The organism is Flavobacterium sp. N1736, assembly GCF_025947065.1.
Lineage (GTDB): Bacteria > Bacteroidota > Bacteroidia > Flavobacteriales > Flavobacteriaceae > Flavobacterium.
Genome location: NZ_CP109994.1, coordinates 1926777 through 1952650, shown reverse-complemented (window position 1 = coordinate 1952650; position 25874 = coordinate 1926777). Strand labels below are relative to the sequence as shown.

Sequence of the window (25874 nt, the reverse complement as noted above, 5' to 3'; positions counted from 1 at the left end):
AATTAACACAATTATTTTATTAATTTTTTTTATTAAGATAAATACGGTGGTTATGGGATTATTGTCTTTCTGAATTTTAATATTGTAAAGTCAGGTTCCCGATTGTGTCACAAAACTTTTGAGTGTTTTTATAAAAATTGAAAACTGCCTTAAATAAAAAACCTGCAAATCGAAAGATTTGCAGGTTTTACTATATTTTATTGTGAGTTTTTAAAACATAAAAAAAGTCCTAATTTTCATTAGGACTTTTTTAGTGGGGAGAGCAGGATTCGAACCTGCGAAGTTCACACAGCAGATTTACAGTCTGCCCTCGTTGGCCGCTTGAGTATCTCCCCGAAGCTTGTATTAATGCGCTTTGTTTTGCTAAGCGGTTGCAAATATATAAACGTTTTCGGGCTTTACAAACTAAAATTGCAATTAATTTTAAGTTATTTTTTAATTAATTTTTAATTCATTGGTATTGAATAAAATAAAAAAATCTCCACTAGGGAGATTTTTTTGTTTTATGCTGAATCCTGGTATTATTTAGCCAAAAGTTCTAATATTTTTGCTCTTAATTCAGGACCTCTTAAATCCTGAGCTACCACTTTTCCTGATGCATCAAGTATAAAAGTTGCCGGAATTGATTGAACTCCGTATTGAGCTGCAATTGGTTCATCCCAAAATTTTAAGTTTGAAACCTGTGTCCATGTTAAGCCATCTTTTGCGATAGCTTCTTTCCATTTACCGGCTTCCTTATCTAAAGATACACCAACAATGTTTAGTCCTTTAGAATGTAATTCTTTATAAATAGCAACAACATTTGGATTTTCTTTTCGGCATGGTCCGCACCAAGAAGCCCAAAAGTCAACAATAGTTACTTTTCCTAAACTTTCCTTTAGAGAAATTACTTTTCCTTCCGGATTAGGCGCTGAAAAATCTGCTCTTCATTTAGCGCTGCCAACAGGAGGAGCTGTTGCACCAACCGCAGGCATTTTTGCTTGACCTAATTTTGTTTTAATTTCTTTTCCCGGAGCAGTATTTTTTAAAGACTCATCTAATGAGTTGTATAAAGCTTCTGCTTTTTTAATATCAGTAGAAGGATCTCCTAACATACCTTGAATAATCAACGCAGAAATATAAGATTTTGGGTGATTTTCAGCGTAAGCAACATATTTCTTTTTAGAATCTGCCTGAACTTCAGTTTGAATTTTCATGTATTGTTTCATCAAACCATTGATAGTTGCTGTATCTTGAGCTTGTTGAGCAGCTTGCATTTTTTGAGTGTTGTTTTTTTGAAAATCAACTAATGCTTTTTGAGTTTTTGTAAGTTCGTCATTGAATTTTACGTACTCATCATTATTGTAAGTTCCAGAAATTTTAGATTTGTGGATACTGTCTTTATCGATTGCAATTTTGATCTCTCCCGTTTCTAAGATAAAAGGAATTGGTCCGTTTGCACCTTGAAGAATTAAAGTATGAAATGCTGGTTCAGTTACTTTTCCTTTAATTTCAAATTTTCCATTTTCTACTTTTACTGTATCAAGAGCTAATGGCATTTTAGTAGTTGGATCCTGACCTTGAAGAATGATCGTTTTTCCGTTTTCAATTCCTGTAGCAGTTCCTGTAATAAGGTACTCTCCATCTTTAACTTTGCTGCAAGAAATTATCGCTACAGAAGCGGTAAGTAAAAAAAGTATTTTTTTCATTATAAAAAATTAATTAGTTAATTGATTTGTGCAACAAAAGTATCTAAAAATATAAAACATAAAGAATTTTGTAACCTAAAATTTTGTTATAGTTTTTTTATGCTTAATTCTCATGTTTTCAGCATGTTTGTTGGGTAAATTTGACTTAAAACTTTTAATTATATTATTATTTATACTTAAAACATATAATTTTCTGATTTTAAAGCATAAAAAAAGCATCCTGTTGTCAGAATGCTTTTATAAATATTTTGGTGTAAATCTATTCCTGATTTGTTTTCTTTCTCCAGGTAAAAGAGTTTAAAATGTGTCTTTTTGCGAATCTTCCAGGAGAATCTGCATTGACCATTTTCACATAAGTTGCTTTAGGAACACTAATGTATTCGTAAACACTTCCGTTAGAGAAATCGATAATTAAACGACCGTCAACAAATTTATAATCAGTAATTGAACAAGTTGAAATCGTTTCTGTATATTCAGGTAAATTTGCTTTAATTGTCTCAGGGTTAATACTAACCAAAAAGTGATAAGCCTCAATGATAGCCTTACTTTTTTCTTCTGCAGCTTTTAAACCAGCATCGTCACCTTGAAATTTATCAGGATGAGATTCTTTCATCGCATTACGGTAAATGGTTTTTAAATCTTTTAACTCTGCAGTTTTCTCAACGTTTAGTAACTTGCGGTATTCAACTATTTTTTTCATAAATAAAAGGTAACTTATTGTCTATTAGTTTGAAATGAGTGTTTTTTACTTCAAAACGACAAATTTTTTGCAAAGGTACACTTTTTTTTAACTTTTTACTTTTGAAGGAAAAAATATTATCAAAATATGTAAAATGTTAGAAGCTAGATGGTAAAAGCGAAAAACTTTAACCACAAAGCACACAAAGTTTTTTATACATACGGAATCTTATAAAAACGCAAAGTTCGCAAAGCTATATATTGAACCAGCTTTGTGAAAAACCTTTTGCGTTCTTTGTGTTAAAAAATCTCATTTCAAAACCTGAAACCAGAAACAAAAAAACCTGAAACGAAATTTTACTTATCCTCAGGCTTATTATTCGCTTTATGAAAGTTTTTAGACTTCTTTGGATATTTATCGTAACTAATATCGCTCGGATTTTCAATCACAGATTTAATGGTAATCAAATCACCTATAGTATGATTAGCAGTCACTAATTTATAATCTAAAAGATATTCACCACAAAAATAATTATTGTTTTCATCTTTTTCTATAATGCCCGTATAAACTCCTTTTTGCAGCATTTTTTCGTGTGAACCTTTAGACATGACTTTTTTATTTAAAATTGAAGCAGCAAAGTTAATCATTTATTGTTTGGTTTGGGGAGTTGGCAACAATCTGAGTATATTTGCACATGCAAAAAAACTTTAAGCCACATCCTAATTCATTCAAAAATACATTTTGTGTTTTTTATGAAGTGTTGGCAAATGAAATTGAAGGCTTAAAAAAACAGTTTGAAAGCAAAGCAGGAAGTACCTATTATTATACCGAAGCCGGAATGTACCGCGTTTCCAATCATTGGGGAAGATTAGCAAACAGCAAATGGCGTTTAATTGCGATGGAACCGGAAACGCCGCTGAAAACAAAAATTGGTTTTGCAGCCTGGAATGAATTTTATTCCGATAATGCCGAAGAAAAACTATATTATATCGAAGCTGATTTTGATAATAATACCGCAACATATCAGCATAAAAAGAATCCTGATTATGATGGAAAAGCCGTTTTGAGAACCAGTTTTGAAACCACAAAACGAATCAAACAAATCAGGAATTTACAGCAATTAACTTCATGGGCAAAACATTTTGATTATGATAATATTGATGATTTGAGAAAACAAATTATCAACGAATTGATTTTTACCGAGAAAACTTTAGAAGAAATTAAAAGAGAAATATAATGGGACGCAACAACGAACGAAATATCAAAAAGCATAATGATAAATTGCACAAAGCCCAGAATAAAGTAAAACAGGCCGAAATTGCACGTAAAGAAAAACTAAAGGAAATCATTAAAAAATTCAACGAAGACAAAAAAGAAGAATAAAAAAGTTTCAGGTTTTATTAGTTTCAGGTTTCAAGTTGTGCGCAACGTACGTAACCTGAAACCTGAAACCTGAAACCTGAAACTTGAACCCTGAAACAAAAAACAACAATACATATAAATATGAAATTTGAAGATTTAAAAATAAAAGTGCAGGAAATTATCGATTTGATAGCTGCAAAAGAAGATAGAGAAGCCAATAATAAACTGCTTGAAGTAAGTGATACTTTAGACGAAATGCTGGATCATGCCGAAGAAGATGAAGAATTAAGAGAAATTAGCAGATATCAGGTTTTGTTAAATCAGCTGCATGTAAAAATCAACGGCGAAGAACAAGTTGATGGAGAATAAAAAGTGTTTTTGCGATACAGGTTTATTATTTCAGGATTGCTGCGGATTATACCTTGAAAACAATCAAAAAGCGCCAACAGCTTTAGCTTTAATGCGTTCGAGATATTCAGCTTATGTAATGCATAATGCCGATTATCTTTTAGAAACCACTTATGTTTCAGAAAGACAATATTATTCAAAAGAAGAAATTTTAAACTGGGCAACAAGTAATAAATGGCAAAAATTGAAAATTTTAAGTTTTACTAAAAATACAGTTGAATTTAAAGCCCATTTTTTAGATGCAAATAATAAATCACAGATACATTATGAATTTTCGACTTTTAAATCCGAAAATAATCAATGGTTTTACCTGGACGGAAAGTTTGAATAATTAGTATACTTCTGCCTAATTTTGGTTCTTTTTATGCAAATTTTTTAACTAAAAATTAATAAACGTTTCTTTTTTCGTAATTCTAAAATAACGTAATTTTAGAATTATGAAAAACGAATTTAAAAAAGGTTTTTATTTTAAGACATACGAAGCCCCGTTTCAGTCTCCGTTTGAAAAGCTTTTTGGTATTTTTAAAGAGCTCATCACCCATACTTCGGGCGATTTCGATGAGGCTATAGACTGGCTTCGGGAGTTGGATAAAGAATATAAACTTACCGACGAAAACTACACAATCGATGATTTTATCGAAGATTTAAAAAAGAAAGGTTACATAAAAGACGAGGTTAAAGAAGATGGAACTGATGGTTTTGGTATCACAGCTAAAACAGAACGTGCCATTAGACAACAAGCCTTAGATCAAATTTTCGGAAATTTAAAGCGTTCCGGAAACGGAAATCACAAAACAAAACATGCCGGAAATGGAGATGAACATACCGGAGAATTTCGTGAGTTTAATTTTGGCGATGGTTTAGAGCGTATTTCCTTAACCGAAAGTTTGCGAAATGCACAAGTTAATAACGGCGTAGAAAGTTTCATGCTTACCGAAAATGATTTGGTTGTAGAAGAAACGCAATACAAAGCCCAAATGAGTACCGTTTTGATGATCGACATCAGCCACAGTATGATTTTGTATGGCGAAGACCGAATTACGCCTGCCAAAAAAGTAGCGATGGCTTTAGCCGAATTAATCACAACCCGTTATCCAAAAGACACACTTGATATTTTGGTTTTTGGAAACGATGCATGGACAATTCCAATTAAAGATTTACCGTATCTGCAAGTTGGTCCATACCACACCAATACAGTTGCAGGTTTACAATTGGCGATGGATATTTTACGCAGAAAGCGAAATACCAACAAACAGATTTTTATGATTACCGACGGAAAACCAAGCTGCGTACGTGAACGCGATGGTTCTTATTATATGAATAGTAATGGTCTCGACGAATATATTGTAGACAAATGTTATACGCAGGCACAGCAAGCCAGAAAATTGCACATACCCATTACGACTTTTATGATTGCAAACGATCCGTATTTGCAGCGTTTTGTAAATCATTTTACAGAAGCCAATCAGGGAAAAGCATTTTACACCGGACTTAAAGGTTTGGGCGAAATGATTTTTGAAGATTATGAAACGAATAGGAAGAAGAGAGTTCGTTAATAAATTCAAAGTTGCAAAGGTTCAGAGGAACAAAAGTTTCAGCTGTCACGCTGAGCGTCCAGATCCCGAAGCTTCGGGACGGGAGAAGTGCTCGTTTAATGAAGGTTTTTAACAACACAATAAAAAATAATTGAATTTTTAAACTATTAAATCTTTCAATTTTTAAACAAATAATATGAAAATAGAAAACATAAATACACTTGGTCAATTAAAAGCCGCAGGATATAAAACTACAAGTATTAAAGATGAATTGCGAAATAATTTGCGTGAAAAAATAAAATCGGGAGCACCGGTTTTTGAAGGCGTTCATGGTTTCGAAAATACCGTAATTCCGGAGTTAGAGCGCGCTATTTTATCACGCCATAATATTAATTTGTTAGGACTTCGCGGTCAGGCAAAAACACGTTTGGCGCGCAAAATGGTCGAATTGCTGGATGAATATATTCCGTTTGTTTCAGGTTCAGAAATTAATGACGATCCGTTAAATCCGATTTCACGTTTTGCAAAAGATCTTATTGCAGAAAAAGGAGACGAAACACCAATTTCTTGGTTACACAGAAACGAACGTTTCTTCGAAAAACTGGCAACACCAGATGTTACCGTTGCTGATTTAATTGGAGATGTTGACCCAATAAAAGCGGCGAATTTAAAATTATCTTATGCAGATGATCGCGTAATTCACTTCGGAATGATTCCCAGAGCGAACCGATCTATTTTTGTGATCAACGAATTACCTGATTTGCAAGCCAGAATTCAGGTTGCATTGTTTAATATATTGCAGGAAGGCGATATTCAAATTAGAGGTTTCAAATTGAGAATGCCGCTGGATATGCAATTTATTTTTACTGCAAACCCGGAAGATTATACAAACAGAGGAAGTATAGTTACGCCTTTAAAAGACAGAATTGGTTCTCAAATTCTAACACATTATCCTGAAAGTGTAGCAATTGCGAGAACAATTACAGAACAGGAAGCGAAATTAGATAAAAATCAAAGTGATATTGTTTACGTACCAAGTCTGGCTCGTGACATTTTAGAACAAATTAGTTTTGAGGCACGCGACAGCGAATATATCGACAATAAAAGTGGTGTAAGTGCCAGAATGAGCATTACAGCTTTCGAAAACCTAATTAGTACAGCAGAACGCCGCGCTTTAAAAGCAGGAATTGATCAGACGACTTTGCGTTTATCTGATTTTATCGGAATTATTCCGGCCATTACAGGAAAAGTAGAGTTAGTTTATGAAGGAGAGCAGGAGGGAGCAGCTGCCGTTGCACAAAATTTAATAGGATCTGCAATTAGAACTTTATTCCCTACGCTTTTGCCAAAAATAGAAAAACTGGAAAAACCGGGAGAAAAAACACCATATTCTGATTTGATCGAATGGTTTTTTGCCGAAAGCGGTTTCGAATTATTAGACGATGCCAGTGATTCAGAATATCAGGAAATTCTGAATGAAATAACACCATTAGATATTCTGGTGAAAAAATACCAGCCTGAATTAGACAAAGAAGATAAATATTTTTTCAAAGAATTTATTTTATGGGGATTGGTAGAATACAAAAAATTAAGCAAAGACCGCTTCGCGCAAGGACACCAGTTTAAAGATATGTACGGAAGTTATATTAGTAAATTGTAAGTTCTCATAGTAGTTGTCATTTCGACCGAAGGGAGAAATCACACCAGAAACTCCGCAATCAAAATCGTCAATCTTTGTCGAGTTACGTGTGTGATTTCTCCCTTCGGTCGAAATGACAATAATAAACCCATTCCCATTTTTAATTAAACTACCTTGCTACGTTGACTGCAATTGTAGTTTTCCCAAAACAAAAATGGAAGATAGTTTCGAAGATTTGATTGCAAGTTATTTGGAGAATAAAGTTGGAATATCAGAACATTTTTTAAGTCCTGAACTGGCAAATCACTTAAAGCAAAATTTGCTTGATTTAAACGAGAAAAGTTTATTGCTCGCAGCCGGAATTGGCAATTCTGAGAAACCCTCTTATGATGGCGCAATTAGAAGCGATTCTATATATTGGCTTGATAAAAAGCATAATAATGTTTTCGAAAATGATTTTTTTGATAAAATAGACGCCTTCATATTATACTTAAATGAAAGCTGTTATACCGGAATTACAGGTTATGAATTTCATTATGCACTTTACGAAAAAGGTGATTTTTATCTAAAACATTTAGACCAATTCAAAAATAATCCAAGCAGAAAATACTCGATGATCAGTTATTTAAACAGTAATTGGCAAGAATCTGACGGAGGAGAATTAATGATTCATCAGGAAAATAACAACCAGAAAATTGCGCCCACCCAAGGCAAAACTGTTTTCTTTAAAAGTAACGAATTAGTTCATGAGGTTTTAGTTACACAAAATACCAGAATGAGTATTACAGGCTGGTTAAAGAGCGATTAATACGTTTTTTTTGAAAGTATAAAACAGATAAACCTTATTTTTGCAATCAAAATGTAATAATATGTTATTTCTTGTTTTAAGTATTCTTTGTAGCGTAACTGTTGGTGTAATTTTTAAAATAACCCGAAAGTATAATAGCAGTCCAATTCAAATTGTAGCTTTTAATTATGTATTTGCCTTGCTGCTTTGCTATTTTACGTTTAGTCCCGATATTTCTGCAATAGACTCAAAAGCTCCGTGGAATATTTATCTTGCGGTAGGTGTTTTATTACCTGTCATTTTTCTGTTTTTGATTGCTTCCATAAAACATATGGGAATCGTAAAAACAGATGCTGCACAACGATTATCACTTTTTATTCCCATACTTGCCGCTTGGTTTATCTTTAAAGAAGAATTCAATACTTATAAAGTTCTGGGAATCATAATTGGCTTTTTAGCCTTGTTATTCATCTTAAAAAAACAATCAGAAAATAAAGAAAACAAATGGATTTATCCGGCTGTGGTTTTAGTAGGTTTCGGATTAATCGATATCCTTTTTAAGCAAATTGCACTTTACACCAATTTGCCGTACACAACTTCTTTATTTATTGTCTTTGATATTTCGCTTGCAATTTCCCTGCTTATTGTGGTTTACGAAGTTGCTTTGAAAAAAGTAAAATTAGAACTTAAAAACATCTTTTTCGGAGGTTTGGTCGGACTTTTTAATTTCGGAAATATCTTGTTTTACCTAAAAGCACACAAAGCATTTTCAGAAAATCCGTCGACCGTTTTTGCTGGAATGAATATGGGCGTTATCATTTTAGGAAGCCTTGTTGGTCTGCTTTTTTTCAAGGAAAAACTATCCAAAATTAACTTCATCGGCATCTTTTTAGCCTTAATTGCCATTGTTTTGATTGTGATTTCTCAATTTAGGTAAATTTTTTTCGTAGCTTAATTCGTTAATTTACAGGCGATTTTGAGTTAAGTTTTATAATAATAAAAATAAACTCGACTAATTCTATAGAATTTATAAATTATATTTATAAATTTGCCATAACAATGAGAAACTATAGTCGAAATATCATTCAGGTCATGTGCAGCATCACGATGTGTTGCATGATAGATTCTGCAATGAAATGGCGTTAATAGAAAATGGACTTGTTAGTTATTTTTTTTTTAGCCTTTCATGCACCATGAAAGGCTTTTTTTAGAACTATTAAAAAATCAATAAAATGAGATCAAATAGAAATACCAATATAATGATGCAATGCTGTCGGATTAAAATTCCGTGTTGTAGACAAATTAATTGTTTACAATAACAATTCTCTTGTTTAAAGAGACTCAGGTAAAATTCTAAATTAAAAAAATAACCCCAATTAAAAAATATAAAAATGAGTGCAGAAATAATTAAACAGAATCCCTTTCAATCCATGATTGATCGCTTTAATATCGCCGCCGATATTTTAAATCTTGATGAATCAATCAGGCAGAAATTGCAAAGGCCGGAAAAACAAATAGTCGTTAATTTTTCTATTGTTTTGGATAATGGAAACGTACAAAACTTCGAAGGATATCGTGTCATTCACAATACAGCTTTAGGCCCGTCAAAAGGTGGAATACGTTATGATAATGCCGTAAATCTTGACGAGGTAAAAGCATTGGCAGCCTGGATGACCTGGAAATCTGCTGTAACCGGAATTCCGTTTGGAGGAGCAAAAGGCGGTATTATTTGTGATCCGAAAACACTTTCTAAAACAGAATTAGAGAAAATAACAAGAGCGTATACAAAAGCTTTATCAGATATTTTTGGACCTGAAAAAGACGTTCCTGCGCCGGATATGGGAACCGGACCAGACGAAATGGGCTGGTTAATGGATGAATTTTCATTAGTTCACGGTAAACCAATTCATGCCGTAGTAACCGGAAAACATTTGCATTCTGGAGGTTCTTTAGGCAGAGTAGAAGCAACTGGAAGAGGCGTAAGCATTATTACACTTTTGGCACTTCAAAAATTAAAACTTAGACCTGCAAGATCCACAGCTGCTATTCAGGGATTTGGAAATGTAGGATTGCATTCGGCTCTATTTTTATATGAAAAAGGATTAAAGATAGTCGCAGTCAGTGATGTTTCTGAAGCCTTTTATAACCCTGAAGGATTGAATATTCCGGAGCTGATTTTGTATTATAATCTGAATAATAAAAGCATTAAAGGCTATCCAAATTCTGTCGCTATAAAACACGAAGATTTATTGCTTTTAGAAGTTGATGTATTGATTCCGGCTGCAAAAGAAGATGTTATTACGCAAAAAAATGCAAATGATATTAGAGCTAAAATAATTATAGAAGCAGCAAACGGCCCGGTTTCTTCTGATGCTGATAAAATATTGCATGACAATAATGTTTTGGTTGTTCCTGATATTTTGGCAAATGCGGGCGGAGTTACGGTTTCGTATTTCGAATGGCTTCAGAATTCGCTTTTAGAATCGTGGAGAATTCACCAAATCAATACAAGATTAGAAGATATTTTAGAAAAAGGTTTTGAAACTGTTTTCAGAATTGCGGCAAAACACAATGTAACGCCACGTATTGCTGCCTATATTATTGCTTTGCAAAAAGTAGCCGATACACAATCTGTAAAAGAAGTGGCACTAGATACGCCTAAATTCAAACAGAATTAAAATTTGTTAAGCTGAATAAATATTAAACACATAGAAACATAGAAACTCTCACACATAGCTATGTTTGTTAATGCAAGTGAAACGCCTTTTTTGAGTTCATAAATCTATGATTCTATGTGTTAAAAAATAAATTACATACAACAGGTTAAATCGATTTTGATACTTGTATTATAAATCAAAAAAGTAATTTTTAAAAATGGAACATATTAATTTTCTTGCGTTTGCGATGCCGGCGTTTTTCCTTTTTTTATTTTTAGAATATAAACTGGCACAGCACAAAAAAAGACCGGAAATTTTCAATTACGAAAGCTCTGTTTCGAACATTAGTATTGGCATTGCAGAAAGATTAATTAACCTGTTTATTGCCGCAAGTTTTTATCAGTTGTATTATTTGATATATGATAATTACCGAATTTTGGATATTCCCAGTAATGTATTTGTTTGGTTTGCCTTAATTCTCGCCACAGATTTTGTCTGGTATTGGTATCACAGATTAGGTCACGAAGTCAACTTTTTTTGGGCAGCGCATATAGTACATCATCACAGCGAAGAATTTAATTTTACAGCTGCCGCCAGAATCACCACTTTTCAGGCCATTGTCAGAACCGGATTTTGGTGCGTTTTACCCTTTATTGGTTTTCATCCCACAATGGTAATCACAATGCTGATTGTGCATGGCGCATATTCCTTTTTCACGCATACACAGCTTATTGGCAAAATAAAATGGCTCGAATATGTTTTTGTAACGCCATCAATTCACGGCGTTCATCACGCATCTGACGAGAAATATCTCGATAAAAATTACGGCGATATGTTTACTTTTTGGGATCGTATTTTTGGAACTTTTCAGGAAGAAGAAGAAAAACCAAAATACGGATTAACGCATCCGCTAAAAAGTTATAGTTTCCTTTGGCAGCACTTTCATTATTACTTTGAAATTTTCGAATTATGGAAACGTTCCTCAGGATTTAAAGCCAAATGGAAAGCCATTTTTGGAAGTCCGGCGCATATGGATCAGGATATTCGTCCCGTATTAGAAAAACGATTTTTGCAGGATAAAAGTAATCCGCATCAAAGACTTCGATTTCGAAATTACCTTTATATTCAATTAGGAATCTGTACTTTATTTCTAACTGTTTTCACCTATTATTTTGATCTTTTAGATCTTTTTGATAAGGTTTTTGTTTTGTTATTTATTCTCATAACATTAATTAATTGCGGCGCTTTATTAGAACAGCGAAAATGGATGTATTATCTCGAATATGGACGCATTTTTATTGTAACAACGTACTTTTTATATGAAGAAGATTTAACTTCATTCCTGTTTATTCCGCTGGCAATTATGATTTTTGCAGAGCAATTATTCTCCCTCAGCAAACGATATCAAAACGTAATACTTCAATTGGAAACTTCAGAATAAAAATCTTTCGTTTTTCTTTCCTGCAAGGTTTTCAAAACCTTGTAGGTATGTGTTCTCAAAGTTTAGAACCTAAAATATAATACCTACAAGGTTTTGAAAACCTTGCAGGAAGGATGACGGACAGAAATTTAAATCGTTTTAATCGCCATAATCTTCTCCTCAAAAGTATCTTTAAAATCTGATTTGCTTTTAATTCTGGTTTTGTACGTGTAGATTGTAGCCACAGAAAGTTCCAGAAATTCCGCCATTTGGCTGCTGTCCTGAATCCCTAATCTATACAAGGCAAAAATGCGGAGTTCAGTATTTAAAAGTTCTCCTTTTTTTACAAGACATTTATGATCATTGGGAAACAAATGATTAAAATCCGTCACAAAAGTGGGGAATAATTTCAGAAAGATTTCATCAAATTGGTGAAATAGATTTTCGCGTTCTTCCTTTACATTATAGCGTTTTAAACTCGCAATAACTTCATCGGTTTTCTTCGTAATAATTTTATGAAGCGTACTTTTTTGAATATGATCTATCTTATTAATAAACGCCGAAGTTGCTTTAATAAAATACGTAATATATTCTTCCTTAATTGCATTTGCTTCGCTTAAACTCACATTCATTTCCTGCAATTGTGCATACGACGAAGCCATTATTTTTCGGGCTTTATTCTTTTCTTTTAATTGTTTGAAAATGATAATCAGAAACAAAATAATAATAAAAGTCAGAATCGTTAACAGAATAATAATTCTTTCGAGTTTGTCATTTTTATCTTTTACATTATTCAATTGTGCTTTTTCGATAATAGGCAAAATCGACGAAATTTCAATTTTTCGATGTCTTGCATTATAAAAAGTAGCGTCGTCCATCGCAATATTTATATACTCATTTGCCTTGTCGAGATACCCCATTTTAAAGAGTTCGTTGGCGAGATTTCGCAAAGCAACCGTTTCTTTCGTTGCATTTTTCACATCGGCAATAGCCGCGAGAGCGAGATAATAAATGGCTTTTTTGGTATATCCTCTTTCCGAATAAATATAACCCAGACTCGAAGTAGCGATTCCGTAATAATCCGGCGGTAAATTATAGTTGTTAATCCAGTAACTAAACGCAAATTCGGCACCGCGCCAATCTTGCTGTTTCAGACGTTTTAAACTTTCGGCAGCCCAATATTCATTGCTGTTCGTGCCAATTAATTCCAAAGCTTTTTTCAGGAAATGATTTCCCTGCTGCACATAATGAATATTAAAACGCTGATCTTTATTATAATCGGCAAGATCATAATAAGCGCGCGCCTTTATGGAGTAATATTCGAATTTATTTTTCTGGTCGAGTTTCTGGTCGTCAATAACATTTAGCGTATCAATCGCTTCTTTAAACAATCCGGAGGAGAGCAAAACGAAACCTTCCTTGATTCGGCTTTTAGCCAAAAACTTTGGGTCTTTTAAAACAATGGCCTTGATTTTTGCTTCTTCAAGATAATAATAAGCTGAGTCGTATTTGAAAGATTTATATTCATCAAACAACGACATATAAGAATTATACAATTGTTCATTATTCTGGCTTAAAGTAAATTTTGAAACGTCTTTTTTTAAAGCTGCAATTTTATGATATTTCTTTTTTAAGTAAACTTCTTTTTTAAGAAGCACTTTATCTAATTCTTCCAGAACAGGATTTGTCTCTTTCGCAGCCAGAGAAAAACCTGCAATAAAAAAATACAGAATCAATATTCTTCGCATGGTTTTGTTTTGGTTAGGGTAAAAGTTAGTTTTTTGATTTGTGAGTTAATTCATTATTAGTTAGAAAAATACTTTGAAACGCTGCTGATTGGGCAACTTTAAATTTAGCATTTTCATTTGTAAATACATTTAAAAAAGTGTGATTTAGGTAGTCAAATCACTTCTAAATGTTAAAAGTAGTCTAATAATTTGCAATTATACAATAAAAAGCATTGATATATATGTATAGTGAAAAAAATATCGACTAAAATTTTCATATTGTCATTATTACCATTATTTATTTGCTTATTTTGATCTAAACAACGTCTTGATTTTTACAAATATAAAAATAATTTAAAACATTGATTATCAATTAATTGATTAATAATTGTTTGGATATTTATCTTGATTTTCATCAGATATTTTTTTTTAGATTTATTTAACATCTAGTTTCGTTCTGTCTTTACGGAGACAAAAAACTAACAAAACAAACCACAAATTTATGAGATGTAAAAGTATTTATTGGTTAGCTGTTATTATGTGTTTCATGACCCTTAGTTGTGATAATACAGAAGACGGAAGCTACGTTGATCCGATTACCCTTTATGAGAAAGTAAACGGAAATTGGGGATTAACAAATTTGAAAATGGTTGATGAATCTGCTAAAGCAAATGCCATCGAACCGAGTGAACAAAACTTGAGTACGTATTTTAACTACGAAGATTTTAAAATCAAATTCAACGTAGATGAAAAAATGAATCCAACAAGTTATGAAGTTCTGGGAAATGTACCTCCATTATTTGCTCCAACAGGATTTTGGAGATTAAGCTCCGATTTTCAGCCAACTAACGCAAGCGGTCCGGTACGAATTTATTTGTACAGCGACGCTCAGAAAACGCAAAAAACAGACGAACTCAGACTTACTTCAGTTCCTGGAAACAATGACGAAATGGAACTTCAATTGGTGCATTCTTCTGGCGGAATTGCATTTGTGTCTTATGTATTCAAATTAACTGCTATTAACTAAAAGCAACATGAAAAAATTTATATATACAATTTTACTAGCCCTTTTGATGGCTCCTAATTTTATGCAGGCGCAAGAAGCCGCAGGAGCTGTTGGGCCAATATCATCATTTCCGGTAGTATACAAATATGATGAGCAGGTAACGTGGTATTTTGATATGTCAGGATCCACATTTGCCGAAAATGAAGACCTTTATATCTGGATTTGGTCGCCATCAGAACCGGATGCGGGCAATTGGGAAAACTCTTCTGATTTTGCAAAATTACATTACGAAGGCGACAAAATCTGGAGTTTTACTTTAACACCAACCGTTTATTTCTCCAAAACTCCGGCAGAAATTGCAGCAAGCGCAGGATTTTGGTTTCGTTTAAAAAACAAAAACGGATCGAAACAAAGTGATGTTGCAAGTATTGCGTACACCGATTTTTCTTCATTTTATACGGCAAATGAGTTAATCAGAGCCTATCCAACAAAACCAACTTTAGATAAACCGGTAAGCATTTTATTTAATGCCAATCTTGCTCCGGGGTTTGCAGGCGCAACAAGCGTGCACATGCATAGCGGATTGAACAATTGGGATATCCAGCAAATGTATGAAGCGGCGAAACCGGATATTGCAGAAAAAACAAAACTTAAAGATTTAGGAAACGGTTTTTATAAAATGGATTTAGTTCCAAAAACCTACTACAATGCACCAGACGGTTATGTGATGGAAAACTTAGTTTTTTTGATGGTAAAAGACAACTGGGCAGGAACAATTCCGGATCAGGTTTTATACGCAGGAGCTTATGAGCCGCCACCACCGCCGGTATTTGGGTTTTTTCCTTTACAAATTAGCCAAAAAGATTTTCTGGGTATTTACAGAAAAAATAACGAACCGGGCGTAAACAAATTAATCTACACGATTACCGCAGGAAGCAAAGTAATTGCGGGCGAGTTTACAGGCGGAGTTGCTGAAATAAAAGGATTTGTCAATTTGGTTTCAGAGCTTCAGGGAATTCCGAATTTAAATGAAATTCATGTTTTGGTAAAAGACAATAAAGACAAAACAATTTCGGATACAACGATTCCGCTTAAAACTTTAGACAAATAATCACTATCAAACCAAACACCAATTCTAATGAATAGTAGTAAAAATAAAAAAATAGTCCTGCATCAAATGTGGACTACTAAATCGGTGGTATTCATGATTTTCATGCTTTTCCTTTCGGCAGGAATATTTGCGCAGGGAAAAAAGAAAGTATCAGGTACCGTTTATGACAATACAGGAAGTGTTTTGCCGGGCGCTTCGGTAATTGAAGTGGGCACAAAAAACGCAACCACTACAGATTTTGACGGAAAATTTTCGCTGGATGTAGCCGTAGGAGGTGCCATCGAAGTATCTTTTATAGGAGCAACAACTCAGAAAGTTCAAATCACATCGGCATCTTCAAATATTGATGTTCGTTTGCAAAATGACGGCTATCAGCTTGCAGAAGTTCAGGTCGTTTCTGTGGGATACGGAACGCAAAAAAAATCAGATTTAACCGGAGCCATTTCGACCGTTAATGCAGACGATTTGGTAAAAGGAACAATTTCTTCTACAGAACAGGTTTTGCAGGGAAAAGTGGCGGGATTAAATGTTATTCGCCCTTCTGGAGATCCTGCGGCAGGTTCTACCTTACGCTTGCGCGGAGGAACATCATTAACAGCAAGCAACAGTCCGCTTATTGTAGTTGACGGAATTGCGGGTGTAGATATCAATGTGGTTCAGCCTTCGGATATTAAATCTGTAGACATTCTTAAAGATGCTTCGGCGACAGCCATATATGGTTCAAGAGGTGCAAACGGAGTTATTATTATTACCACAAAATCTGGAACAAAAGGAGTTTCTGTTACCTACAGCGGTTTATCAAGTGTAGGTTATGTGGCTGATAATTTAGATCTTTTATCGGCAAATCAATGGAGAAGTTATGTGCGCCAAACCGGAAATATGGACGCAGTTGATTACGGCGGAAATACAAACTGGCAAAAAGAAACAGAACAAGTTGCTATTTCGCAATCACATACTTTAAGCATCAATTCAGGAAAAACAGACAGCGGTTTCAGAGCGTCACTTTCGTACTTAAACAATGAAGGCGTTATTAAAACAAGCGGTTTGGAAAGAATTAGCGGTAACGTAAGTGCGTATCAATATCTTGGCGATAATAAAGCGGTAAAATTTGATATGGGTTTATTTGCCAATATCGATAAATGGCATCCAATTGATTACAGAATTTTTGAGCGTACTTATAACCTCAATCCAACAATTCCGGTGTATGATGCAAACGGAAATTTTTCTTCGGTAGGAGGAAATATCTACGAAAATCCGGTTGAAATTTTAACCAACAGAACGGTAGATAATGAAAGACACAGACTTTTGGGATATTTTAAAACTGAGGTTAAATTTTTGAATGATTTCCTGGCAGTTGCCAATATTTCATTAGAACATAATGCAATGCAGGGAAGTACTTATAAACCTTCATACGCAGTTTTGGAAGGAAGAACTGAGGGCGGTTATGCACAAAAAACGTATGCAGAATACACAAATGCACAAGGCGAATTGTATGTAAATTATACTAAAGTTATTGATAAACATAATATTAGCGCGCTTGCAGGATATTCATATCTGGAGAATATTTATGAAGGTTTTGGTGCACAAAGAAGCGGTTTTGTAACCGATGCTTTTAGCTACAACAATTTAGGCGCAGGTTACAATTATCGTTTGGGCGACGTATATTCATACAAAGGAAAATCGAATTTAGTTTCGTTTTATGCGCGTGCGAATTATGGTTACGACGGAAAATATTTATTGACAGGAACAGTGAGACGTGACGGTTCAAGCCGTTTTGGAGAAAATAATAAATGGGGAACTTTCCCGTCTGCATCGGCGGCGTGGAGAATTTCTAACGAAGATTTTATGTCTTCTAGCAAAGACTGGCTTGGCAATTTAAAACTAAGAGTGGGTTGGGGAATTACAGGTAATCAGGACGGAATTGGTGAATACAAATCGCTTTCGATTTTAGGAGTTGGAAACGATAGTTACTACGATCCGGTTACGCAAACGTGGAGTTTGGCTTATTCGCCAAAACAAAACCCAAATCCTGATTTAAAATGGGAATCGACAGAACAGGTAAACATTGGTATAGACTTTAGTTTATTTAATAGAATAACAGGTTCATTCGAATGGTATTCTAAAACGACAAGAGATTTATTATATACGTATGAAGTGCCGCAACCGCCCTATTTAGTGGGAACAATGCTGGCAAACGTAGGCGAAATGTCAAACAAAGGAGTAGAGCTTACGCTGAATGCAGACATTGTAAAAGGAGATAAATTTACCTGGGATGCGAATTTGACTTTGGGGCACAACGTTCAAAAAATCGAAAAACTGTCAAATCCCACTTATAAAACAGATGTAATTTACAGCGGATCATTACACGGATTAGCGGGTATGTCAGGACAATATTCTCAAATTATTGCCGAAGGATATCCGGTTGGAACTTTCTGGGGTTTTGAAAGTGCAGGACTTGGCGACGATGGAAAAATGTTATACTACAACGCGGCCGGAGATAAAGTGCTGGACAATGTTTTGGTAGATGCTGATAAAAGAGATTTAGGAAACATTCAGCCTGATTTGACTTTGGGTATTGGAATGAATTTTACGTACGGAAATTTTGATTTAGGAATTTCAGGTTACGGAATGTTTGGTCAAAAAGCGTTGAATGCAACAAACATGATGTTAAACGATCCAAACAGATTACCGGCTTTTAATGTTCCGGATGATTTCTTGGGAAGCGGCATTACATCGGCACCAAAATACTCAAGTTATTGGATCGAAGACGCTTCTTTCTTCAGACTTCAAACTGTTTCTGTTGGATATACATTGCCATTGAAATTAAAAGGTTCAAAATTAAGAATGTATTTAATGGGAGAAAATCTTGCTGTATTTACAAAATATAAAGGCGTAGATCCTGAAATTGGTTTAAATGCTCAGGACGGAATCAATCAAACGGGAGTAATGGATCAAACCGGACTTGCAGCGCCTGGAATTGACAGATATAACAATTATCCCAGACCAACAACGATTTCTGTTGGATTAAATTTCACGTTTAATAATTAAGCGAATTAACTCAAAAATATAAAAAATGAAAATCAAAATAACAGCAGCAATATTGATGAGCATGTTTTTTGCCATATCATGTACAAATTTAAACGAAGATTTGTACGATAGAGTAGAAGACGGAAACTTCGGAAATACTCCAAAAGAAATTGATGCATTAGTTGGTGGCGCTTATTCTTCGTTAAGAGGATTTGCAGACGGAATATCGAATAATTACCCAACGTGCGAATATGTTTTCTTTTTAAATGAAACCGTTTCAGATGAAGCCACAATTCCAACAAGAGGAACAAACTGGTACGATGGCGGACAATATCAGGATGCGCAAAAACATACCTGGAAAGCAGACAATCGTATGATACTTTCGGCATGGCGTTACAATTATACCGGAATCGCCAAGATTAATTCGATCATTTATCAAATCGATAAATCGTCATTGACAGATCAGGCAAAAGCACCAATTTATGCCGAATTAAAAGCGTTGAGAGCGTATTACTATTACAATCTTTTGGATTTATTCGGCAATGTGCCAATCGTAGTAAACTTTGAAGATACTTCGCTGCCATCAAATTCTACCAGAAAACAAGTGTATGATTTTGTGGAAAAAGAATTAACAGATGCGCTTCCGTATTTAACTTCAAATGTGGTGTATTCTAAATTCACAAAAAATGTTGCCTATTCCTTATTGGCAAGATTGTATTTAAATTCAGATGCATTTATTGGAACGCCGCGTTGGCAGGATTGTATTAACATGTGCCAAAAAGTTACGGGTTATACATTAGCGCCCGATTTCTTCGCCAATTTTGCCACACAAAATGAAAAATCACCCGAGATTATTTTTGCAATTCCGTACGATTCAAAAGCAGGAACAGTAGGAAATTATATGAGTTCAATGTCTTGCCATTATCTGCACAAATTAACGATTTCTCCAATTGGCGATTATCCGTGGAGCGCGAACGGAATGTGTGCTCAACCAGGTGTTTACTCCGCATTTGCAGATACAGATAAAAGAAAAAAATGTATGGTGGCGGGAGATCAGATCAATTTGGCAACCGGACAGGTTATTATGATGGATAACGGAGAACCTTTAACCTATACAGAAGCCGTTACAAGTGTTGCCGATGCCAAAGAAAATGAAGGTGTTCGTTTAGGAAAATACGAAATGAAAGCCGGAGAAATGTGGGAACGCGATCACGATTTAGTAGTAATTCGTTATGCCGAAATTTTAATGATGCAAGCCGAATGTTACGTTCGTTTAGGGTCTGCAGATTTGGCAAAACCATTTCTACAGCAAATTGCAACGCGTGCCGGAACCGAATTACCGGCAACAATCGATCTTCATTTTATCGATCAGGAATTGCTTAGAGAATTTACTTTTGAAGGAAGAAGAAGAACAGATAACATCCGTTTTGGAACATTCTTCGATTCATGGTGGGAAAAAGGACCAACAGAACAATACAGAGCAATTTTTCCAATTCCGAGCACCGTTATGACAACAAATAAAAACCTGATACAGAATCCTGGATATCCTGTAAACTAGATTCTTGAATGTCAGTCTTCCATGTTGGTTAGTCGTGGAAGGCTGACATATTTTATGTTTATTTCTGCCACAGATTAAAAGATTAAAAGGATTTTTTTCACGCAGATTTGGCAGATTATTTTTATCTGTAAGATCTGCATAAATCAATTTAATTCTGCGTGAAATAATTTTTTGCCACAGATTTTCAGATTAAAATGATTAAAAATATTTTTCCCGCAGATTTGGCAGATTTAGCAGATTATTTTTATCTGTAAGATCTGCATAAATCAATTTAATCTGCGTGAAATAATGATTATGAGTAAGTTTTAAATTAAGCTTTTAAATAAATCATTTTAATCAGTGGCAAAAAAAAAATCTGCTAAATCTGCGAGAGAAAATTTACGCCAAAGATTAGAGCATTTACGGGCAAAAAAATAAGAAGCAAAAAATAAACAAATATGAAAAGATATATCACATTATTGTTTTTTGGGATTATGAATGTTTTAGTCGCCGCCAGTTGCAGCAGCGATGACAAAGGTTCAGATAAACCTACAGAACCAGAAACAGTTGCGCCTGTTGCGATTGAAAAAACAAATAGCACCAAAATTTACGTGCACTACATGCCTTGGTTTGAAACCAATGAAAGCAGTGCCGACAAAAAATGGGGATATCACTGGACAATGGCAAACAAAAATCCGAACAATGTGGGCGCAAACAATCGCAGAGAAATTGCATCGTATTATTATCCCCTAATTGGACCTTACCATTCAGGCGATAAAAATGTGATAGAAAACCATTTATTACTAATGAAATATTCAGGAATCGATGGTGTTTTAATCGATTGGTACGGCACTTATGACGTTTATGATTATAGAATGGTAAAAGAAAACACAGAACAATTGATCGCAATGCTGGATAAAGTTGGTTTGGAATATGCCATAGTTTACGAAGACAGAGTCACTAAAAGTGCTGTCGACGCCGGAAAAGCCATCTCTGTAACCGCTGCTGCAAAAACCGATTTAGCTTATATGGAGAAAAATTATTTTGATGATGCAAATTATATCAAAGTAAACGGAAAACCATTGTTGCTAAACTTCGGGCCAATTATCCTGCAAACACCCGCTGAATGGACGAATGTTTTTAACACCATAACTACAAAACCTACTTTTATTACCCTTTGGGATCAATCTGTAGAAGCGGGCGCAAATGCTTCGGGAGAATATGCGTGGGTGTATAAAGACAATAGTTTTTTAACGAATTTTTATACCAATACAAAACCAAAACTTGCTATTGCAATAGGAAGCGCTTATCCCGGTTTTAAAGATTTTTATGCAGAAGGCGGAGGCGGAGCAGCCATTGGCTGGACCATAGAGCACAACAACGGGGTTACGCTTGATGAAACACTTTTGCTGGCTAAAAATGCAAACCTAAACTATTTACAATTAATTACATGGAATGACTTTGGTGAAGGAACTATGTTTGAACCAACGGTAGAATTTGGTTACACATACATCGAAAAAATAAAAACTTTTGCAGGTGTAAAAAATACCGAATCTGTTTTTCCTGAAATCAGTAAAATGTACAATTTAAGAATCGAAAAGAAAGGCAATGCCGATGCCCAGAAAAAATTAGATCAGGCGTTTAATTATTTTGTTTCGATGCAGCCCGCAAAGGCAAAACAATTAATAAATGAAATTAAATAAAGAGTTGTAATTAATACAATTAAATAATGAAAAACATAAAATATAGATACTGTCTGATTGTTTTTGCGTCGATATTAATTTACGCTTGCAGTGCTGGTACTAAAAAAACATACACAATAAATTCGCCTGGAAAAATCACCAAACTGGTTTTTGAATTAACAACTTCGGGGCAGCCGCAATACAGCTTTTCATCTAATGGAAAATCGGTAATAGAACCTTCTTTAATGGGGTTTGAATTTAAGGGAATCCAGAAAATGACAGAAGGTTTTGAAGTGGTTTCCACCGAAGAAAAAACGGCCGATGAAATCTGGGAACAGCCTTGGGGAGAATTCAAAAAAGTTCGTGATCATCACAGCGAATTAATTGTTCATCTGAAAGAATCAAAAGGAGAAGAACGTTTGGTTGATATTATTTTCAGGGTTTTTGATGATGGAGTAGGATTTCGCTATTTCTTTCCAAAACAGCCCCATTTAAACAAAGTAAAAATCGCTGATGAAGCAACTCAGTTTACTTTTAAATCAGAAAATGATGTTTGGTGGATTCCCGTACATCGCGAAAACAGTTATTATGAAAGTACGTATCGCAAAACGCCTGTTAGTAAAACAGATACCATAAATACACCTGCGACTTTTGAAACTAAAGAGAAATTATTTGTAGCGATTCACGAAGCCAATTTAACCGATTTTGCTTCGATGACATTATTAAAAACAAATAATAAACAATACAAAAGCGAATTAGTGCCGTGGGCTGATGGCGTAAAAGTATATGCCGAAACACCTTTTGCAACGCCTTGGAGAACCATTATTGTAGGTACAAATCCGGGAGATTTGGCAACTTCTACAATTATGCTGAATTTAAACGATCCGTCAAAAATTGAAGATCTTTCGTGGATAACGCCTTCAAAATATATTGGAATCTGGTGGGGAATGCATCTTGAAAAGTACACTTGGGGACAAGGAGAAAAACACGGTGCAACAACAAAAAACACGAAAGAATATATTGATTTTGCAGCAAAAAATGGTTTTGACGGTGTTCTTGTCGAAGGCTGGAACGAAGGTTGGGATGGCGACTGGACAGCTGACGGATCTGCATTTAGTTTTGTAAAACCATATCCTGATTTTAATCTGGAAGAAATTACAAAATATGCAGCCATTAAAAATGTTCGTTTAATTGGTCATCATGAAACAGCCGGAGCAACAAAAAACTACGAAAGTCAGCTTGAAGATGCTTTTAAACTGTATCAAAAAATGGGCGTAAATACTGTAAAAACAGGTTACGTAAACAAATATCTGGACAAAAAAGAGTGGCACGACAGCCAATACGGAGCGCGTCATTACAGAAAAGTAATGGAAACGGCAGCAAAGTATCACATTATGATCGACAATCATGAACCTATAAAAGGAACGGGCTTGCAGCGTACATATCCTAATTTTATGTCGCAGGAAGGCGGCAGAGGTCAGGAATACAACGCATGGTCTGTTGATGGCGGAAATACGCCGGAACATTTAACGACCTTGCCTTTTACAAGAATGCTTTCGGGACCGTTTGATTATACGCCGGGTAATTTCAATTTTGATTATAAAACGCCTTCAAATGCAAAAGTGCAAACGACTTTGGCAAATCAATTGGCGTTGTATGTCATTATTTTTAGTCCGTTGCAAATGGCCTCAGACTTGCCTGAAAACTATGAAGGAAAACCGGAGTTTCAGTTTGTAAAAGAAGTTCCGTGCAATTGGTCTCAAACAAAAGTTCTGGATTCTAAAATTGGAGAATACACCACAATTGCCCGCCAAGACTGGGACGAGAAAAACTGGTATTTAGGTTCTATTACAAACAAAGATGCCAGAGATCTTAAAGTAGCTTTATCTTTTTTGGATGCCGGAAAAGAATACGAAGCCGAAATGTATGCCGATGGAGCAGGAGCAAACTATAAAACAAATCCGTATCCGGTTGTGATTTCAAAACAAAAAGTAAATAGCAAAACAGTATTGGATATTAAACTCGCAGCTGGCGGAGGAACAGCTATAAAATTTTCTCCGGTACAGAAATAAGTTAGTTTAAGTTTATTTTGAGTTAAGTTTGAGCAATGAACCCGATATCTTTTAAAGAAGATGTCGGGTTTGTTTTTTTTGTAGTGCAGTATTCTTTTTTTTGTCATCCTGACGGAGGAAGGATCTCCGCAAGAAATTCTGCAAAGAAAATCGCCAATCTTTGTCGAGCTGCTTACGGAGATCCTTCCTCCGTCAGGATGACAAGATTGTGGATACTATATGTAGTAGCAAGTGAGATTGCTTCGTTCCTCGCAATGACATTAAATTAATGTTTATAAAGCTTAACGTGTTTTCCAAAAGCGTATGTTGCGGTGATGCTTGGGCCATTATATCCCCATTTAAAGAAACCGTTTAGTCTTGCTTTCTCGACATCGACTCTTATATTAAGACCGGTATATCCGGCTGTTAAACTAAAGTTTTTGTAAACATTATACAAAATAGACAAGTTATAACTCCATAAACGTCCGTCGACATCGTTGATTTTTATGGCAAAATAATTGGCGTTTGCATAAAGTCCTAATCTTTTTCCTAATACAAATTCTCCCCAAAGTCCAATATCAGGAAGTGGCGCTGTAAAATCAAAATCGTCTCTGTATTCAGCTGCTGCAGTTTCAGCTTCAAGCCTTAAACCAACATCGCCTAATAAAATGTGCGCTCCAATAAGTGCCCCGATTTCGTATTTGGGTTTTGATATAAAAGCATAACCATAAGTAATTCTATAGATTGCATTGTCCATAAAAGCAGAAACTGTGGCATTAACCGGGTAAGTATGATCTCCAAATTCAATTTCTTTTTGAAGCGTTTTAGTAGCTGTTCTTCTTAAATAAAAATATTCTGCGCCAAGTCTTGATCTTCTTGAAATTCTCCATTCAAAAGCTGCTGTAAAAGAGGTGGTGTTTTTATTAAATCCAAGATCTTTTTCAAAATCAATCATATTTCCAAAATCACCATTATTGCTGCCCACTTCTACCTGCGTATTATTTGAAGGAAAAAATGCTCCGGCTGTAAGTTTAAAACGTCTGGCATGCCAGGGTAATTCGTTGGCATCATAATCCTGAAGATCTTCGAAATTAGTATTATTAGTGTTATTTTGTGCAGTAGGTAAAGGGCTTTCTACCTGAATTTCGGCTGTGGTTTGTGACTGAGCTGAAAACCAAAAAAGAGAAATAATCAACAAAGAAAATAGTTTTTTCATAGGATTTATTTTTTAGGTTTTATTGACAAAATTTTAACAATTAAAGTTAGCGAAAAAAAGTATCGGTTTTACTTTTTTTTGCTTTTATTATTTTATGAAATAATTTGATTATCAGTTATATATGTTTTTGTTATGAAAAGAGGAGCGATTTTATTGACTGCTAAATTTGTAAGAATCCATAAAAACAGAAATATGTTTGAATGCTGCTGTCGCGTGAGGGATAGAAGTAAGCTACCGAAGTAGCACGGATAGCCCGACAGCATATAAAAAAAGACCCAATGAACGCAATGTTTATTGGGTCTTTTTTTATATGGTGGCACGTCCGTATTTTTATTCTAAGTT

Annotated in this window: 21 protein-coding genes, 1 tRNA gene and 1 pseudogene; 16 read left to right on the top strand and 7 right to left on the bottom strand. The window is 34.7% G+C overall.

Annotation, left to right across the window (positions count from 1 at the left end):
• Nucleotides 1-254: 254 nt before the first annotated feature.
• The 5 genes and pseudogenes from OLM54_RS08265 to OLM54_RS08250 all read right to left on the bottom strand — a co-directional run bounded on the left by OLM54_RS08265 (nucleotide 255) and on the right by OLM54_RS08250 (nucleotide 2975).
• Nucleotides 255-335 (bottom strand) — tRNA-Tyr (locus tag OLM54_RS08265).
• A gap of 186 nt (nucleotides 336-521) precedes the next feature.
• Nucleotides 522-908 (bottom strand): annotated as a pseudogene (locus OLM54_RS21720) (peroxiredoxin family protein); the annotation flags it as partial.
• A gap of 18 nt (nucleotides 909-926) precedes the next feature.
• Nucleotides 927-1688, bottom strand: coding sequence for a DUF4369 domain-containing protein (locus tag OLM54_RS08260; RefSeq protein ID WP_264538115.1), 762 nt, complete (start codon nucleotides 1686-1688; stop codon nucleotides 927-929).
• Nucleotides 1689-1947: 259 nt separating this feature from the next.
• Nucleotides 1948-2388 carry a KTSC domain-containing protein gene (locus OLM54_RS08255; RefSeq protein WP_132036946.1) on the bottom strand — a complete coding sequence of 147 codons (441 nt, stop codon included), beginning with the start codon at nucleotides 2386-2388 and terminating at the stop codon, nucleotides 1948-1950.
• Between the two features lie 335 nt (nucleotides 2389-2723).
• Nucleotides 2724-2975, bottom strand: coding sequence for a hypothetical protein (locus OLM54_RS08250; protein WP_264538552.1), 252 nt, complete (start codon nucleotides 2973-2975; stop codon nucleotides 2724-2726).
• Nucleotides 2976-3061: 86 nt separating this feature from the next.
• Here OLM54_RS08250 and OLM54_RS08245 point away from each other — a divergent pair, with 86 nt between their 5' ends.
• From OLM54_RS08245 to OLM54_RS08200, 10 genes are all read left to right on the top strand, one after another.
• A complete protein-coding gene (locus OLM54_RS08245) occupies nucleotides 3062-3604 on the top strand; it encodes a hypothetical protein (RefSeq protein ID WP_264538114.1) in 543 nt (180 codons plus the stop codon).
• Nucleotides 3604-3750, top strand: a complete 147-nt coding sequence (locus OLM54_RS08240; protein ID WP_089075917.1) for a hypothetical protein — start codon at nucleotides 3604-3606, stop codon at nucleotides 3748-3750. Before OLM54_RS08245 ends, OLM54_RS08240 begins: the two co-directional genes overlap by 1 nt.
• 120 nt (nucleotides 3751-3870) lie before the next feature.
• Complete coding sequence (locus tag OLM54_RS08235; protein WP_264538113.1) at nucleotides 3871-4098, top strand: hypothetical protein; 228 nt, start codon at nucleotides 3871-3873, stop codon at nucleotides 4096-4098.
• Nucleotides 4088-4468 carry a YchJ family protein gene (locus OLM54_RS08230; protein WP_264538112.1) on the top strand — a complete coding sequence of 127 codons (381 nt, stop codon included), beginning with the start codon at nucleotides 4088-4090 and terminating at the stop codon, nucleotides 4466-4468. Before OLM54_RS08235 ends, OLM54_RS08230 begins: the two co-directional genes overlap by 11 nt.
• Nucleotides 4469-4574: 106 nt before the next feature.
• Nucleotides 4575-5693 carry a vWA domain-containing protein gene (locus OLM54_RS08225; RefSeq protein WP_264538111.1) on the top strand — a complete coding sequence of 373 codons (1119 nt, stop codon included), beginning with the start codon at nucleotides 4575-4577 and terminating at the stop codon, nucleotides 5691-5693.
• A gap of 175 nt (nucleotides 5694-5868) precedes the next feature.
• Nucleotides 5869-7332, top strand: a complete 1464-nt coding sequence (locus tag OLM54_RS08220) for an AAA family ATPase (RefSeq protein WP_264538110.1) — start codon at nucleotides 5869-5871, stop codon at nucleotides 7330-7332.
• A gap of 193 nt (nucleotides 7333-7525) precedes the next feature.
• Complete coding sequence (locus OLM54_RS08215) at nucleotides 7526-8119, top strand: 2OG-Fe(II) oxygenase (RefSeq protein WP_264538109.1); 594 nt, start codon at nucleotides 7526-7528, stop codon at nucleotides 8117-8119.
• 61 nt (nucleotides 8120-8180) lie between these two features.
• Entirely contained in the window at nucleotides 8181-9035 is an 855-nt protein-coding gene (locus tag OLM54_RS08210) for a DMT family transporter (RefSeq protein WP_264538108.1), read from the top strand.
• 454 nt (nucleotides 9036-9489) lie between these two features.
• Entirely contained in the window at nucleotides 9490-10776 is a 1287-nt protein-coding gene (locus OLM54_RS08205; RefSeq protein ID WP_264538107.1) for a Glu/Leu/Phe/Val family dehydrogenase, read from the top strand.
• Between the two features lie 196 nt (nucleotides 10777-10972).
• Nucleotides 10973-12196, top strand: coding sequence for a sterol desaturase family protein (locus tag OLM54_RS08200; protein ID WP_264538106.1), 1224 nt, complete (start codon nucleotides 10973-10975; stop codon nucleotides 12194-12196).
• Nucleotides 12197-12324: 128 nt separating this feature from the next.
• Here the strand turns inward: OLM54_RS08200 and OLM54_RS08195 are convergent, their stop codons facing one another.
• Nucleotides 12325-13923: a DUF6377 domain-containing protein gene (locus OLM54_RS08195; RefSeq protein ID WP_264538105.1), complete on the bottom strand. Its 1599-nt coding sequence runs from the start codon at nucleotides 13921-13923 to the stop codon at nucleotides 12325-12327.
• A gap of 481 nt (nucleotides 13924-14404) precedes the next feature.
• Between OLM54_RS08195 and OLM54_RS08190 the strand changes: the two genes are divergently transcribed.
• The 6 genes from OLM54_RS08190 to OLM54_RS08165 all read left to right on the top strand — a co-directional run bounded on the left by OLM54_RS08190 (nucleotide 14405) and on the right by OLM54_RS08165 (nucleotide 24337).
• The gene (locus tag OLM54_RS08190; protein WP_264538104.1) at nucleotides 14405-14929 is read left to right on the top strand and encodes a DUF5004 domain-containing protein; all 525 of its coding nucleotides are present in this window, start codon (nucleotides 14405-14407) and stop codon (nucleotides 14927-14929) included.
• A gap of 7 nt (nucleotides 14930-14936) precedes the next feature.
• Nucleotides 14937-16019: a hypothetical protein gene (locus OLM54_RS08185; protein ID WP_264538103.1), complete on the top strand. Its 1083-nt coding sequence runs from the start codon at nucleotides 14937-14939 to the stop codon at nucleotides 16017-16019.
• A 27-nt stretch (nucleotides 16020-16046) separates the two neighbouring features.
• Nucleotides 16047-19067 carry a SusC/RagA family TonB-linked outer membrane protein gene (locus OLM54_RS08180; protein WP_264538102.1) on the top strand — a complete coding sequence of 1007 codons (3021 nt, stop codon included), beginning with the start codon at nucleotides 16047-16049 and terminating at the stop codon, nucleotides 19065-19067.
• A 25-nt stretch (nucleotides 19068-19092) separates the two neighbouring features.
• A complete protein-coding gene (locus OLM54_RS08175; RefSeq protein ID WP_264538101.1) occupies nucleotides 19093-20604 on the top strand; it encodes a RagB/SusD family nutrient uptake outer membrane protein in 1512 nt (503 codons plus the stop codon).
• Nucleotides 20605-21041: 437 nt separating this feature from the next.
• A complete protein-coding gene (locus OLM54_RS08170) occupies nucleotides 21042-22286 on the top strand; it encodes a glycoside hydrolase family 71/99-like protein (RefSeq protein ID WP_264538100.1) in 1245 nt (414 codons plus the stop codon).
• Nucleotides 22287-22312: 26 nt separating this feature from the next.
• Nucleotides 22313-24337 (top strand): glycoside hydrolase family 97 protein, encoded by a 2025-nt coding sequence (locus OLM54_RS08165; RefSeq protein WP_264538099.1) that lies wholly within the window; start codon nucleotides 22313-22315, stop codon nucleotides 24335-24337.
• Nucleotides 24338-24602: 265 nt separating this feature from the next.
• On the opposite strand, the gene OLM54_RS08160 is transcribed toward OLM54_RS08165, so the two are convergent.
• A complete protein-coding gene (locus OLM54_RS08160) occupies nucleotides 24603-25532 on the bottom strand; it encodes a hypothetical protein (RefSeq protein ID WP_264538098.1) in 930 nt (309 codons plus the stop codon).
• Nucleotides 25533-25874: the final 342 nt, after the last annotated feature.

Coding starts and splice junctions, on each gene's coding strand:
- OLM54_RS08260 (WP_264538115.1), bottom strand. CDS start 1,688: ATGAAAAAAATACTTTTTTTACTTACCGCTTCTGTAGCGATAATTTCT.
- OLM54_RS08255 (WP_132036946.1), bottom strand. CDS start 2,388: ATGAAAAAAATAGTTGAATACCGCAAGTTACTAAACGTTGAGAAAACT.
- OLM54_RS08250 (WP_264538552.1), bottom strand. CDS start 2,975: ATGTCTAAAGGTTCACACGAAAAAATGCTGCAAAAAGGAGTTTATACG.
- OLM54_RS08245 (WP_264538114.1), top strand. CDS start 3,062: ATGCAAAAAAACTTTAAGCCACATCCTAATTCATTCAAAAATACATTT.
- OLM54_RS08240 (WP_089075917.1), top strand. CDS start 3,604: ATGGGACGCAACAACGAACGAAATATCAAAAAGCATAATGATAAATTG.
- OLM54_RS08235 (WP_264538113.1), top strand. CDS start 3,871: ATGAAATTTGAAGATTTAAAAATAAAAGTGCAGGAAATTATCGATTTG.
- OLM54_RS08230 (WP_264538112.1), top strand. CDS start 4,088: ATGGAGAATAAAAAGTGTTTTTGCGATACAGGTTTATTATTTCAGGAT.
- OLM54_RS08225 (WP_264538111.1), top strand. CDS start 4,575: ATGAAAAACGAATTTAAAAAAGGTTTTTATTTTAAGACATACGAAGCC.
- OLM54_RS08220 (WP_264538110.1), top strand. CDS start 5,869: ATGAAAATAGAAAACATAAATACACTTGGTCAATTAAAAGCCGCAGGA.
- OLM54_RS08215 (WP_264538109.1), top strand. CDS start 7,526: ATGGAAGATAGTTTCGAAGATTTGATTGCAAGTTATTTGGAGAATAAA.
- OLM54_RS08210 (WP_264538108.1), top strand. CDS start 8,181: ATGTTATTTCTTGTTTTAAGTATTCTTTGTAGCGTAACTGTTGGTGTA.
- OLM54_RS08205 (WP_264538107.1), top strand. CDS start 9,490: ATGAGTGCAGAAATAATTAAACAGAATCCCTTTCAATCCATGATTGAT.
- OLM54_RS08200 (WP_264538106.1), top strand. CDS start 10,973: ATGGAACATATTAATTTTCTTGCGTTTGCGATGCCGGCGTTTTTCCTT.
- OLM54_RS08195 (WP_264538105.1), bottom strand. CDS start 13,923: ATGCGAAGAATATTGATTCTGTATTTTTTTATTGCAGGTTTTTCTCTG.
- OLM54_RS08190 (WP_264538104.1), top strand. CDS start 14,405: ATGAGATGTAAAAGTATTTATTGGTTAGCTGTTATTATGTGTTTCATG.
- OLM54_RS08185 (WP_264538103.1), top strand. CDS start 14,937: ATGAAAAAATTTATATATACAATTTTACTAGCCCTTTTGATGGCTCCT.
- OLM54_RS08180 (WP_264538102.1), top strand. CDS start 16,047: ATGAATAGTAGTAAAAATAAAAAAATAGTCCTGCATCAAATGTGGACT.
- OLM54_RS08175 (WP_264538101.1), top strand. CDS start 19,093: ATGAAAATCAAAATAACAGCAGCAATATTGATGAGCATGTTTTTTGCC.
- OLM54_RS08170 (WP_264538100.1), top strand. CDS start 21,042: ATGAAAAGATATATCACATTATTGTTTTTTGGGATTATGAATGTTTTA.
- OLM54_RS08165 (WP_264538099.1), top strand. CDS start 22,313: ATGAAAAACATAAAATATAGATACTGTCTGATTGTTTTTGCGTCGATA.
- OLM54_RS08160 (WP_264538098.1), bottom strand. CDS start 25,532: ATGAAAAAACTATTTTCTTTGTTGATTATTTCTCTTTTTTGGTTTTCA.